Source organism: Blastocatellia bacterium, assembly GCA_035573895.1.
GTDB lineage: Bacteria > Acidobacteriota > Blastocatellia > HR10 > HR10 > DATLZR01.
This window is the reverse complement of the sequence record DATLZR010000173.1, coordinates 13541-27200: the sequence shown is the minus strand read 5'-3', so window position 1 is coordinate 27200 and position 13660 is coordinate 13541. Positions and strand designations below refer to the sequence as shown.

Genomic DNA, 13660 nt, shown 5'->3' with positions numbered 1-13660 from the left:
AGACCGCCGGTCAGATGAACCATCAAAGGATGCTCGCCATGAGTGAGGAAAACCAGGAGCGTTTGCTCTCGGCATCGAGCATCCTGCAGGCGCTCGCTCCCGGCCCTTCCCGTGAGCACAGATTGACTGATGAACTGATGCGCCACGAATCCGGGCGCACAATGGAATCACCAATGTGCTTTTGCACGTCACGAACGATGAAAAACCTGAAAGCGCACGCATCTCGCGCGATCAAATCCGGCGGGCGAGAAGCCTGCGTTCTCAGGGACACTTTCAAGGAGGGGAAATATGTCACAACGTCGCTTTGATGGAATACAGGTCGCGTGTTTGGTTGCATGTCTTTCGATGGTGTTTTCAGGGACGTTCTCTCCGGTTAGCGTCTTTGGCGCTGACAGGGAGCGCGTGGCCGTTGTCATCGTTGGACATGGACTTCCGGCAAAGGACTTCCCGCGCGAGAAGCTTCGAGAGTTCCGCCGTCTGATGGGACAGGTCATGGAGGCTGGCGGCGAGGAGAAAGCTCCGGCTGAGCTGGTGGCCCGGCTTCACGCTCTGGAGCACGAGATGCGCCGATGGCCGCGCACGCCGCAGAACGATCCTTACGATGCGGCCGTGCGCGAGCTGGCTTCTCGCATCAAGCAAGTCGGAGGGTTTGACGTCGTCGAGGTCGCGCACAACGAATCCTGCGGGATGGATGTCGGCGAAGCCATCACGAGCGCCATCCAGAAAGGAGCGACCCGCATCGTCGTGCTGACGACGATGCTCATCCGGGGCGGGACTCACGCGGAGGTTGAGATCGCTCAGAAAGTCGAGCAGGCGCGGAAGGCTCATCCCCGGGTGAAGATTGTGTACGCCTGGCCCTTCGATGGGGAGGAACTGACGCGGCTGTTCGTCGCGCAGGCGACGCGCTTTCTCCCTGCGGCGAAGGCGGAGCCCGAACCGCATAAATAGCGCCGGGCGGACTAGCTCGCTTCCGGTTCGGGGCCATGGCGAGCGCGTCCGCCCCAACCCAGCCGTGATCGCTCGCGGTGGGTCGTCCTCATTGTAGGCAACCCACCCGAGCACAGCAAGCCATTTCGATCCCGTAATTGCCCTGGCGAAGGAGACGGCAACCGCCTCCCTTCGCGGCCAGGACTTAGAGTCGCTCAGCGCGAGCGACGCTTTCTAGAAAGGAGGCATCTATGAGGCGTATTTCTCTGCTCTTCGCAATCGCATTATCCCTTCCGGCGAGCGCGCAAGGATCGCGGGCGACCATTCGCGGGACAGTCGCTGATCCTCAAGGAGCGGTGATCATCAACGCGATGTGTATCCTGCGCGACCGCCGCTCGGGCCTGGAGTTGAGCGCGCTGACAAATGACAGGGGAACGTTCATTTTCACGGTCAATCCCGGAGAGTATCGCCTGACAGTCGCGCGGTCGGGATTTGCGACCGAGACCAGAGACATTCAGGTCACAGCGGGGGAGAACCTGGCAGTGGAAGTCGTGCTATCGCCCGCGCCGATCTCCGAGCAAGTGGTTGTCGTCTCCGGCTCGCGCCAGGAGGAGCTGCGCGAGAGTTCTACAGCCACCGTTTGGGTCATCCCTCAGGAGGCGATGCGCGACACGGGATACGAACGAGTCGGCGATGTGCTCGCTGAGCTGCCGGGAGTTCTCATCCGGCCGACCGGTCGGTTAGCCAGTTCGGGCGTCGCTGGCGAGCAGATTCAAGGGATTGATTCGCGCCAGGTCCTCGTTTTGCTCGATGGGCTGCCGCTTGTGGGCGCGCGCGGCATCAAGTCGGGCATCATCAATTTGAATCGTCAGTCGGTCGGACGACTCGATCGCATCGAGGTAGTCAAAGGAGCGTCTTCGGCGCTCTATGGTTCGGATGCTATTGGAGGGGTCATCAACCTAATCACCCGCGAGCCTCGATCTCCGCTGGAGGGCAATTTGGTCATCTCTGGCGGAAGCTTCGGCACACTTGACGTTCGTGGCGGTATGGGGTTCGCTTCGGGCAAGCTCAGCGGGTACGCGGAAGCCGAGCGACACCGGGCCAACGATCACGATCTGACTCCGACGACGTTCGATACGACCAGTCCAAAATTCCACAGGAATGATTTGCTCCTCAAGCTCAAATACGAGCTGACGCCGCGTCTCGCCTTGAGCTTTCTGGGCAACGCCTATCGCAATACGGAAAGAGGGCGTTCGATCGGCGAGCAAGGGCCACAGGTGAGCGCGGCGGCCGACAGCATGCAGAACTATGCGCTCGCGGCCGAGGCATCGCTCGGGCCGCTCACGCGGCTGACCCTGCGCGGCTATTTCGCCCGGTATGATGAGCGTTCGGAGATTGACGTCATCGCGCTGCCTGCCGCAATAGATAGCGTGGCGAACCTCAACGAAAGATATGCTCGAGGGGAGGCGGCGCTTGAGCAAGTGATCGGTCGGCATCAGTTCTTGCAAGGCGGGATCGAGTGGTCTCAGGATCAGTATCGCGGCTTCAATCGCGTGCTCGGCGACAACGCGGGGCAGCAGGTCAGGATGACGGATATTTGGCTCCAGGATCGGTTGGCGCTTCATGATCGTTTGGTCCTGGCGCTTGGCGGAAGGTACCACACCCATTCTCGCTATGGCTCCCACGCCGTGCCGCGGATCGGCGCCCTCTTTCGGCTGAGCGAGAGCGTCCGCGTGCGCGCCTCGTTCGGTCGCGGCTTCCGCGCGCCGGATCTCGGCCAGCTTTACTTTCGCTTTTTCAATCCCACGAACCTTTATCAGGTCATCGGGAACCCGAACCTGCAACCGGAAACCTCGCGGACATTTCAGCTCGGAACCGATTACAACCGGCGCGGGCTTCGCCTCGCCGTGAACCTCTTTCGCAACGATGTGTGGAATTTAATAGACACGCAACTTCTCGGGCGTCCTTCGACGCCGGAGCAACTGCGAGCGATCATGGCGCAGTTTGGCATTGATCCGAGCTTCAGTCCGGCGCTCAATCGGCTGCTCTTCCTCTATCGCAATCTTACGAACATCCGCACCTCGGGCCTGGAAGCCGATGCTGAATGGCGCTTGCCGTGGGGATTTGGGATCGCGGGCGCTTATACCTATCTGGATGCGCGCGATAAACAAACCGGCCTCTATCTTCCACAACGGCATCGGCATCAGGGCGTCGTGCGAATCTCGTGGGGAGATGAGCGGATCGGGCTCCGCTTTGATATGCGCGGGACATACTTCAGCCGGTGGTGGCTCTCGCCGACGACCCGGGCCGAGGGCTATCAGATCTGGGATTTGTATACAGCGAAGCGGCTCCGGGGAGGCGCGGAAGTTTTTCTGGCGGTGGATAATCTCGCCGACAGCACCGATCCGAAACTGAAGCTCGTGCCGCCGACGTTCGATCGCGCCGATCCCGGGCGCACGGTGCGCGTCGGGTTCAGGCTGGAGTTACGCCGATCTCGGGAATGAGAATAGAGCGAGCGGACGGACGGATTGGACGACGCGGAGGATCATTCGTGGAGTGCGGGCTGCCGCCCGGAAACCACGGAAAATCCTCTGCGTCCCCTTGCATGCCTGGCGGGGCTCTTTTTGGAAAAAGAGGGAAAATACGTCAGACCGTCGCTTTGATCCACGACGCGGATCCCTCCCGCTGCATCCCTATGACGCAATCACATTCGAGGTGGGTTCAACGCGTAGCGGCGGCACATTCACTTTTTGATGAAAGCACGAATCAAAGAGTTAACCAGGTCGGGCTTTTCGTGAACGATCCAGTGACCGGCATCAGCGACACGATGGATCGTGAGCGAGCTGACATACCGATCGAGGCCATTCAGGTTTCCCGTGAGCAGAGCCGTATCCTGCTCTCCCCAGATCACGAGCGTAGGAACTGTGATGAGGCCCGGAGGAAGATTCTGGTTCAATCCCGTGTCACTGATGTCGTCAGCCGACGAGGGCGGACCGACGCGGGCAGCACGATAATAGTTCAGTCCGCCGGTAAGGGCTCCCGGTTGCGACCACGCTTCGAGATAGGCTTTTCGATCTTCCTCCGTGAAATACCCTCGTTGAAGTCCTTGAGCGAGAACGGCCTGAACGAGCGCAGCATATTGATTGGCCGAGAGAAGTTGCTCTGCGTCGGGACGGCGAAAGAGCAGCATGTATTGACTGGCCTTTTGTTGGGCGGGGTTCTCTCGTAACTCCCGTTGAAAGATCGCCGGATGAGGAGCGTTGATGATGATGAGCCTCTCCAGATAATGAGGGTACGTCAGAGCGAAGGCCCAGGCCACGACGCCTCCCCAATCGTGACCGACGAGGATAAACGGCTTCGCTTTGAGGTGGTCGGCGAGAGCTTTAACGTCTTCGACGAGGATGCTCAAGCGATAGTCGTCAACGGAGGCTGGTTTTTCCGAGAGGTTATATCCTCGCATATCGGGAGCCACAGCCCGGTATTCCGTGCCGAAGTCTTCCAGTTGATTTTTCCAGGCGTACCAGAACTCGGGGAAACCGTGAAGGAAGAGGATGGTTCGTCCTTTGCCGGCGGTGACGTAGTGGAGGCGGACGCCGTTGACGGTGGCGTAGCGATGGGTGAGTCGAGGTTTTTTACGAGATTTCGCCATAGTCGTCGGGGTTGTCATCAGGAGGCCAAGCAAGACCATCGCGAGCGCGGGAATACATGTCATGACCGGTTCCTCTCCTAAAACCTCTGCGTTGTGCCCTCTGATGATGCCGAGAGATTATGTCACTCAAAGCTGACCGGACAGCCGAGCCCTGTTCCCGGCAGGAGATTCTTATCCGCCGCCGGAGGTTTCATCGTATCGGCTTCCTTCTTCGGCGGTGAGGATTCATCATCCGGACAGGGCTCCTCTTTCTGCAGCCGTGGTCGTTTCCTGGCCTTCTCTTTTTCCTTCTCCAGAGCTTCCTTGGCGAGTTTCTTCAGACGGTCCTTGATCTGATGGAACTCCGTGCTATCGGTCATGTATTCCTCTTTCGGAGGAAGGAAGGCGAACTCACGGAAGCTCTGAAAGATGCGATCGGCAAACGCCGGGTGGGTGCGGAAGAAGCTCGTGTTCCGCGCGTAGCCTTGCTTGCTCGCCATTTTGTCGAAGAAGGTGACGAAGGAGCGAGGATCGTAACCGCTCTTCCACAGGTATTGAGCGCCGAGCTGGTCGGCCTCTATTTCGAACTCCCGGCTGACTCCCAGCAGTTTCAGGTCAATGAGCAAGCCGAGTCCGGCCAGTCCATACTGCAAGAGGTAGTAGCCGAGGAGCCCCACAACACCGCCGGTCGCAATGTAGGCGGCGATTTGAGCGGCCTGATAGAGGATCGAAGCGATGGCGGCGCGTTGGGAGAGACGATGGCTGTGACGGGCTGCAGCGTGAGCAATCTCATGGGCGATGACGCCAGCGAGTTCAGATTCCGTATCGGCTTCCAGGATCAGCCCCGTGTTGATGAAGAGGAATCCACCGGGAAGTGCAAAAGCATTGATTTCCTCCGTCAGCAGGACGGTCGTTTTGACGGGAACACGAAGATCGGAATTGCTGGCGATATACTCAGCGAGATGACGAATGTAGCTCTCGACCTGTTCATCCTTGAACTCAGCGGGAATGAGGCCCAGGGCTTTCAGTTCGCGAATGGCTTCCTCTCCTGCCTTGATGTCTTTTTCCTGCCCCTCGCCGACCTCGCGGATGCCGATATCTTCGACGTTTCCAAAGCGACGCTGGCGGGCGAGTCCGGCGCGGATCTCCTGATCAATCTTTTGCTTTTCTTGCGGCCATCGCAGCAGGAGGTCGAGCTTGGCTTCCTTGTTCTCGTAGTTGACGTCAATGGTTTTTCGCTCAACGGCCTCCTTCTCGACGAGTTTCTTTCGCAGGCGTTGAATCTGGCAGTGAATCTCGCGGCGCTCTTTGGCCGCGGCCTCATCGTCGCGGGAGGCTCGCCGATTCAGGGCATCAAGCTTTTTCTTTTCCGTTTCGACCTGGCGCTTTAACGTCTCGATTTCCTGCTTGAGAGCAGCTTGCTTGGTTTCTCTCTCTTTCTCCAGTTGAGCGCGAAAGGCTTCCACCTCCCGGGGGTTGATCGTCACGGTGGGAGCCAGCGTGAGGATATCCAGGTAGGACATCTCGACGATTTGCGCGAGCGACGGAGCCGTTTGCGGGAGCCGATGGGCGGAAGTTCGCGGGGGCAGGAATGTCAGAGAGAGAAAGGCAGCTAGTGTTACTGTGGCGATGAACTGTTTGAATTTTCTCATCATGGCATCGTCACCTCGCTCATGACAGGGCTCATCGGTTAGATTCTGCCGCCCGGCGGAGCGTTGGTCAACCGGGGAGGAGCTACTCTGCCGAGAGCCGACCGAGCCTCCCTTTGGGATGCAAAAGGTTGTACTGCTGTTTGGTGAGCCCTTTGCAGACCTGGAGAGCCACCGACAGAGCGGCCAGGACGTAAATCTCCGCCAGCACGCTGGTGCGAGGTGGGAGATTGAGTGGATCCCCCTCACTTGTGACACCGGCGAAGAGGAAGACATCGGAATGCCGAGCCAGCCAGGAGTCGGCATGGCCACTGACCCCGATGATGGAGGCTCCAATGCGCTTGACGGCGGTGACGGTTTCTTTCAGCTCGTCGGTCTCACCGCTGTTGGAGATGGCGATGACGACATCGCCGCGAACCACCTGACCGGCGCTGCCGTGGACGGCTTCCGTGCCGTGCAGGAAATAGGCGGGCGTCCCCGTGCTGTTGAGCAAAGCGGCAATATAGGTAGCCACATACTCCGGTTTTCCCACCCCGGTGAGGTGGACGCGCCCACCGCTCTTCTCGGCCGCCATGATGAGGTCAACGGCGCGATCAAAATATCCCGGTCCCAACTGCTGTCGGAGCATCTGAAGCTGCTCCAGGGCTGTGTCCAGAAACGTTCGCACGGCCGATTCATAAGAGCGGCTGGCCGCAGCCGCTGGAGCATCCGAACTGCTGGGTTGAGATGGGCTGTCCAATCGTTCCGTCATGGTCATACTCCCCCGCGAAGATCAGTCACCACATGGGAGAATCGTTGAGCGAATTCCTCCGGCGTCATGGCCTTTTGCGGCGTCGAAGCTGCGGCCGCGAGCTGGCGAAGCATGTCGGGATCTTCAAAGTCTTCCCGCTCGAGCCGAATCATATACTCACGGGCGATGCGATAGGTCGGTTTGCTCACATCCACCAGTCGGACCTGCGTCCGACCGGTGCGCGGGTCCATGAGCGTCTCGAACGGAGCGTAAGTGAGTTGACCCTCGCTGACATAGACAAGCGCTCCGGTCAGATGCGCCCATTGAGGGGGCGGATTGAGAAGGAATTCAACTGCTCCATAGCCCAGTGTTTTCACATACTCGCAATCGAAAGCCACCGGAGGAGCAGATCGAACTTCATAGCCAATACTCTTGTGAACGATAGCAATCGAATCGCCACGAGCAGCAAATCGCCGTTCCACGACCGTCTTGAGAATGTGGGCGAGATCCATTTCGGCCAGGCGCAGATGGCCATACTCATCGCGGGTGATGCGAACGCCTTCAATCTGTGTCAGTTCAGCCTCGGGGATTCGTTCCAGCAATCCCTCAGCGATAATGGCCACTCCATCCCGCCGTTGCCAGCGAGCGCGGCGCTTGAGAATAGCGCCCTCGAGCACATCAGCGATCGTGTCCAGATGCACGGGACCGGGAAACTCCTCCGGAATGATGATGAGCGTCGCTCCAGCGGCCTTGCCGATGCCGAGCGCCAGATGTCCGGCGGATCGCCCCATGACCACCACGAAGTACCAGCGATTGGTCGTGCGGGAATCTTCCATTAAGTTTCGCACAAGCTCAAACCCCAACTGCCGGGCCGTTTCAAAGCCAAACGTGGGAGTTTCTCCCGGCAGAGGCAGGTCATTATCAATCGTCTTGGGGACGTGACAGACGCGGATTTTCCCCTGAGCTCGTTCGGCGACCCGGCTGGCAGCAAACATCGTATCATCGCCCCCAATGGTCACGAGATAGCGGATCTGCAAGGCTTCCAGCGAATGGATGACGCGATCCAGGTCCTCAGTGGTTTTCGTTGGGTTGGCCCGCGAGGTGTTCAAAATAGAGCCACCTTGAAAGTGAATCCGCGAGACGACGTCTCGCTCCAGAAAGGTGACGTGCTCGATATTTCCTTTCATCAACCAGGAAAACCCATCATAGATGCCGACAACCTGGCATCCTCGATTGCCAGCTTCGAGCGCAACGGCGCTGATGACGCCATTGATTCCCGGCGCGGGTCCCCCTCCCACGAGAATTCCCAGGCGCGGTGTCGCTGACGATTTCGCCGCCGTTGTCACGGGTGATATCCTCCTCTTTGTGTTGGTGAGCGTCTAATGGTAGCACAATACTGAATCGCGGGAAAATTTTCTCACTTGTCACAGGACCTCCCGGCGAGAAGCTGATTGTTCCAGGTGGAGTCGGCCTCCGGACCTTGAATTTTACTCTGTAGCCTCGCCGCTTCAACAGCCAGAAATCGGCTTCTGCACTAATAAAGTACCTCTTCCCCCGATTCGCTCCACGCAACTGTTGTTTTTGGCCGGTAACTGGTGACCTTCGCCCACAGTAATCGTAGACTTGAGCTGGTTCATGCATGACCGTGAGGAGCAATAGCAGGCGAGGATGGAAAGGTTAGATCATGCCTCTGACGAGACGGGTAGCGGAACTGCTTCAGGTGGAGGTCTGACCACTTGCGAGGAGGTTTACCTGAGGTGGTGCGAAAGGGGGGACTCGAACCCCCACGGCACGAGGCCACCAGATCCTAAGTCTGGCGCGTCTACCAGTTCCGCCACTTTCGCAGAAGCGGAAAAGAGCCAGCGGCTTCGCGCGATCTCTCCAGAACAGTCAGCAGCCCTCCCGTTGGCTGACCTAAAAGTCGCACGGGCTTTCCAGCCTGCCGTCGTTTCCTCATCTGCTGAGAGCCCATGCTGCCAACAACTCTCCGCCCACTGTGTATGAGAATGGTGAGCCGTGGAGGACTTGAACCTCCAACCCGCGGATTAAGAGTCCGCTGCTCTACCAGTTGAGCTAACGGCCCACCTCAAGATGATGACGAACGCAGCACGTTTCTCCCCAACATTCGCTTCCCACCCATGCCGCGCCCGGCAGGACAGGCTGGAAAAACCCTCTTCCACCGCTGACTCTCTGTCAAAGACCACCGGCGAGACTGTAAATCTATCCATTGGTAGAGAGTGTGTCAAGATTGCGTGATGAAGCACTCGATGATCTCCCGTACGGCGTAATGGATCGGAGTCCAAGCGTCATTTCGGTCAAGAACCCGGGAAAATTGTCTGCCATCCTTGCAATGTGAGTGGAATTTTGCTTAACTGTCGCCGTTTTTACAACCGGTGAGGTGGAGTAGGAAGAGACGTACTTTAAGGAGCGAGCCGCGGAGTGAAAAAGCCAGCCATAACTCCCATCATCTTGATCGTCATATCGTCCGCTCCCATCTTCGACAGTGTAGCAGGGGGCGCGAGGATGCTGCCGCCAGACATCCCCGTCATGCTTCCCCCTGCCGGCCGCATGCAGTGGCAACGACTCAACGCGGTGGCTGAAGGGAACATTGACGTTCGATGGGATTTGAACGAGCGGAAACCTGTCGTTCTCGTTGGGAAAATCCCGTCGCCCACCGGTGATATATCGGAGACAGCGGCACGGCAGTTCCTCGCTGACTATGCCGATCTCTTCCGGGTTGATGGGTCAACGGATAATCTCCTGCTCGTCCGCCAGGTAAAAAGTTTGGTGGCAACACATTTTGTCTTCGAGCAGAAGTACCAGGGAATTCCTGTTTTTGGAGCGAGCGTCGCTGTCCACTTCGATTCCGAGGGATATATCCGTGTGGTGACCAATGACGGCGTCCAGGAGATCTCACTGGAGACAATCACTCCCACAGTGACGGCGGAAACGGCCATTGAGGCAGCACGCGAGCACGTGGGTCTCCGGGCGCTCCGTCAGGGAGAGGAGGAATCCGCTGATCTTGTCGTTTATCCTCTGGTGAAACCACCGCGACTGGCCTGGCACGTTGTACTCCCCGCGCTGGTTCCTCTGGGAACCTGGGAGGTTTTCATTGATGCTCGGACAGGGGAGCTGATCAATCGTCCTCAGGATGTGAACCGTTACCGTGAGGGCCAGGGGCGCGTCTATGGTTTCGTCAATGCCGTCATAGCAACGCAAAATAATAAACTCTCGGATCTCCGTGACAGCAACACGGCGGTTCCGTCCACGTCGTATCGGCTCGTTCCCCTCCTCGATTTGAATGACACCGGTTATCTCGATGGACTGTATGTTTCCACCAGCGCGACACCGCGCGTGCGACGGGCTTTCAGCCGCACGGCCCAGTTCCTCTACTGGCGAGCCGACGGTCGGTTTGAAGAGGTCATGGCCTACTACTACATTGATTACAGCCAGCGGTACATTCAAAGCCTGGGTTTCAAAACGGTGAACAATCGTCGGCAGATCGTCGGCGTCAACACCATCGGTGAGGATAATTCGTTTTACGATCCTCGCACCAAGCGCATCACCTTTGGCAGTGGAGGCGTAGATGACGCCGAGGATGCCGAGGTCATCTGGCACGAATACGGTCATGCGATTCAGGATGACCAGGTTCCCGGTTTTGGCCTCTCGCGCGAAGCCGGTGCGATGGGCGAAGGCTTCGGCGACTATTGGGCGGCTTCTCTCAGTGCACAATTGAGTCTGGGATTCCAGGATGAATGCATCGCTGACTGGGATGCCATCTCTTACAGCGACACCGATCCCCCCTGTCTCCGGCGCGTGGATGGGAAGAAGCATTATCCTGAGGACCTGATCGGGCAGGTCCATGCTGATGGGGAGATTTGGTCCGCCGCACTCTGGGAAATTCGTTCAGCTCTCGGCAGTGTGAAGGCCGACACCGTTATCCTGCAATCTCACTTCTTCCTTTCCCGCAGCGCGACATTTCGTGACGGCGCTCAAGCCCTTCTCACGGCGGCCGCACTCTTAAAGTATTCGGATGCCGAAAAAGAGCAGATTCGGTCTGTTTTTCGTCGCCGCGGTATTTTGTAACCTCCATCTTTTGAATCCCGTCAGGTGGGCACAACAAGAGACACCAGCTAGCGCGCTCAAACAAATGTCACCCGCCCGACACCTTCGTCGCACGTAAAGAACGAGTGGTTCGATGGGGAACATGCACTGACGCTCTCCTTTCAGGCGAGAAGGATTGAGGAGTGCAAAGGGTGTTGTTCACCGTCCCGAGGATGTGATCAAAATGACCCCGATTGGCGCGCTGCGTCTCGCGCGGTAACGGGCGTCCCTGGAAGGGCTGAGGCCAATCGCTCAACTCGGGCGAGGGCGGCTTCCACATCTCGACTGTAGATGCGACTGCGAACCTCGCCGATGATAGGAACCCGTTCTTGATCGCGCCATCCATTGCCGTGGAAACCGATCTCCACCTCATCAATCGTGAAGTAGTGCCGTTCGAGTTCGCCGATCTGAATTCCACGGTGCTGAGCGAGATGAGCGGGCGTTGCCTCCCGCGCCGAATCTTCGAGCGTGACCTCCCATCACTTCGCTGAGTCATCCGACCTGTGGGGCAAGCGCACGGAGTTCCCGCTCGGTTCACGCTTGTGTTCCAGCTCGCTCGGCCACGCGCTTGTCCGTGCGGGTCTGGGCGTCCGCGAGTTTCCGCCACGCGCGCGTCTGAGCCTCCGTCAGCTCTCCGATCCGTCCCTCAGTGCGGGCTTGGCCTTCGGGTCAAAGATGGCCATCCGCAGTTTCCTCGATGAGGTGACACATTCCGGTTGATCGCACCAGTCAAGCGGTCAGGCTTACCCGGCAGCTCTAAAAGTTCGCCGGTGAGGAGCAGTCGCCGTACCTCATCACGGACGGTGTGATCTGTTCGCAGTAGGTGTCAGAATTCATCGTGCCTCATGCCTCATCCTCGTTCGGGAATTATGCCCGCTGGATACTTCGTGGAGTAGCGGCTTTAACGTCTTCCTGCAGGCCAGGTATTCGGTGGCCCGGCCGGGATTAACTGAGAGGAGCTGTTCGTGCGGCGGCCTCGTGATATTCGCCAAAGACGCGGCGCAAGGCATCGCTGATCTCGCCTACGGTGGCGTAGGCTTCCACGGCATTGATTATTGCAGGCATGAGGTTCTCTTGACTCCGAGCAACGTCTTCGAGAGCGCGGAGGGCGCGTGTCACACGAACGGAATCGCGCGCTGCCTTGATACGAGCCAGTGATTGTCGCTGCTCCTGCTCGATGGAAGGATCAATACGAAAGACGGGGATCGGCCGCTCCTCGGACAAAACGAAACGATTGATGCCCACGATGACCTGCTCGCCTGATTCAATGGCACGTTGATATTCGTAGGCTGCATCCTGAATTTCCTTTTGCACCCAGCCTCGTTCAATCGCGCGGAGCATTCCGCCGAGGGCCTCGATGCGCTTCAAGTAATCGAGGACGCGCTGTTCGATCTCAGTCGTCAGGCTTTCGATCGCGTATGACCCGGCCAGAGGATCAACGGTGTCAGCGACGCCAGATTCGTAAGCGATGACCTGCTGGGTGCGCAGTGCCAGCAGAGCTGAATCTTCAGTGGGTAAAGCAAGAGCTTCATCGCGCGCGTTGCAGTGGAGAGATTGTGTTCCTCCGAGAACGGCGGCGAGGGCCTGGAGGGTCACTCGGATGACGTTGACTTCCGGCTGCCGGGCCGTGAGAGTTGAACCCGCCGTCTGGGCGTGAAAGCGCAGCATCAGGGAGCGGGGATCGCGCGCTCCAAACCGCTCTTTCATCAGCCGGGCCCACAGTCGGCGGGCCGCTCGGAATTTGGCAATTTCTTCGAGAAAGTGGTTGTGGACGTTGAAGAAGAAACTGAGGCGAGGAGCAAATTCGTCAACGGCCAGTCCCCGTCGGCAGGCCGCTTCGACGTAGGTGAGAGCGTTCCCGAAGGTGAAGGCGAGTTCCTGCACGGCCGTCGCGCCCGCTTCGCGGATGTGATAGCCGGAGATCGAGATCACGTTCCATCGAGGCACCTCTCGGGCGCAGAACTCAAAGATATCGGTCACCAGCCGAAGGCTCGGTTCTGGGGGATAAATATACGTTCCCCGAGCGATGTATTCTTTGAGGATGTCATTCTGAACAGTTCCGCTCAGCCGATCCCAGGACACGCCCTGCTTCCGGGCTACGGCCAGATACATCGCCAGTAAAATCGCAGCCGTCGCGTTGATGGTCATGGAGGTCGAGACCTTCTCCAGAGGAATTCCGTCCAGCAGGACCTCCATATCGGCGAGCGTGTCAATGGCAACCCCCACTTTCCCGACCTCGCCTTCGGCCAGAGGGTTATCCGAATCCAGACCCATCTGCGTCGGCAGATCGAAAGCGACGCTCAGGCCGGTCTGTCCTTGCTCCAGGAGATACTTGTATCGGCGATTTGATTCCCGCGCCGTGGCGTAACCGGCATATTGACGCATCGTCCAGAGTCGCCCGCGATACATTGTCGGATAAATTCCCCGGGTGAAGGGATAGGCGCCCGGATCGCCGAGATCGCGCTCGGGATCGAGATGAGCTATGTCCTCGGGCCGATAGACGGTTTTTAGCTCGATATGCGATGGCGTCTCAAATCGCGTTTTTCTCTCGCTCTCCGCCATAGTTTTTCCTCACGTGTGGGATCATGAGGAATTGTACTGCGCCACAGTGCTATTCCCAAG

The 13660-nt window shown here is 58.4% G+C and carries 8 protein-coding genes and 2 tRNA genes; 3 read left to right on the top strand and 7 right to left on the bottom strand.

Annotated elements, in window-relative coordinates:
- Positions 1-288: 288 nt before the first annotated feature.
- Together VNM72_15290 and VNM72_15285 are read left to right on the top strand one after the other, a co-directional pair.
- Positions 289-948: a CbiX/SirB N-terminal domain-containing protein gene (locus VNM72_15290; protein HXF06757.1), complete on the top strand. Its 660-nt coding sequence runs from the start codon at positions 289-291 to the stop codon at positions 946-948.
- Between the two features lie 230 nt (positions 949-1178).
- Entirely contained in the window at positions 1179-3431 is a 2253-nt protein-coding gene (locus VNM72_15285; GenBank protein HXF06756.1) for a TonB-dependent receptor, read from the top strand.
- A gap of 239 nt (positions 3432-3670) precedes the next feature.
- Here VNM72_15285 and VNM72_15280 read toward each other — a convergent pair whose 3' ends face one another.
- The 6 genes from VNM72_15280 to VNM72_15255 all read right to left on the bottom strand — a co-directional run bounded on the left by VNM72_15280 (position 3671) and on the right by VNM72_15255 (position 9017).
- A complete protein-coding gene (locus VNM72_15280; GenBank protein HXF06755.1) occupies positions 3671-4639 on the bottom strand; it encodes an alpha/beta hydrolase in 969 nt (322 codons plus the stop codon).
- Positions 4640-4698: 59 nt separating this feature from the next.
- The gene (locus VNM72_15275; protein ID HXF06754.1) at positions 4699-6210 is read right to left on the bottom strand and encodes a M48 family metalloprotease; all 1512 of its coding nucleotides are present in this window, start codon (positions 6208-6210) and stop codon (positions 4699-4701) included.
- A gap of 79 nt (positions 6211-6289) precedes the next feature.
- A complete protein-coding gene (locus VNM72_15270) occupies positions 6290-6832 on the bottom strand; it encodes an SIS domain-containing protein (protein HXF06753.1) in 543 nt (180 codons plus the stop codon).
- A 125-nt stretch (positions 6833-6957) separates the two neighbouring features.
- Positions 6958-8280, bottom strand: a complete 1323-nt coding sequence (gene pfp / locus VNM72_15265) for a diphosphate--fructose-6-phosphate 1-phosphotransferase (protein HXF06752.1) — start codon at positions 8278-8280, stop codon at positions 6958-6960.
- Positions 8281-8692: 412 nt separating this feature from the next.
- Positions 8693-8778, bottom strand: a tRNA-Leu gene (locus VNM72_15260).
- Between the two features lie 163 nt (positions 8779-8941).
- Positions 8942-9017, bottom strand: a tRNA-Lys gene (locus tag VNM72_15255).
- 440 nt (positions 9018-9457) lie between these two features.
- On the opposite strand from VNM72_15255, the gene VNM72_15250 reads away from it, so the two are divergent.
- Complete coding sequence (locus VNM72_15250; GenBank protein HXF06751.1) at positions 9458-11020, top strand: M36 family metallopeptidase; 1563 nt, start codon at positions 9458-9460, stop codon at positions 11018-11020.
- A 963-nt stretch (positions 11021-11983) separates the two neighbouring features.
- Here VNM72_15250 and VNM72_15245 read toward each other — a convergent pair.
- Positions 11984-13600 carry a methylmalonyl-CoA mutase family protein gene (locus tag VNM72_15245; GenBank protein ID HXF06750.1) on the bottom strand — a complete coding sequence of 539 codons (1617 nt, stop codon included), beginning with the start codon at positions 13598-13600 and terminating at the stop codon, positions 11984-11986.
- Between the last annotated feature and the right edge of the window lie 60 nt (positions 13601-13660).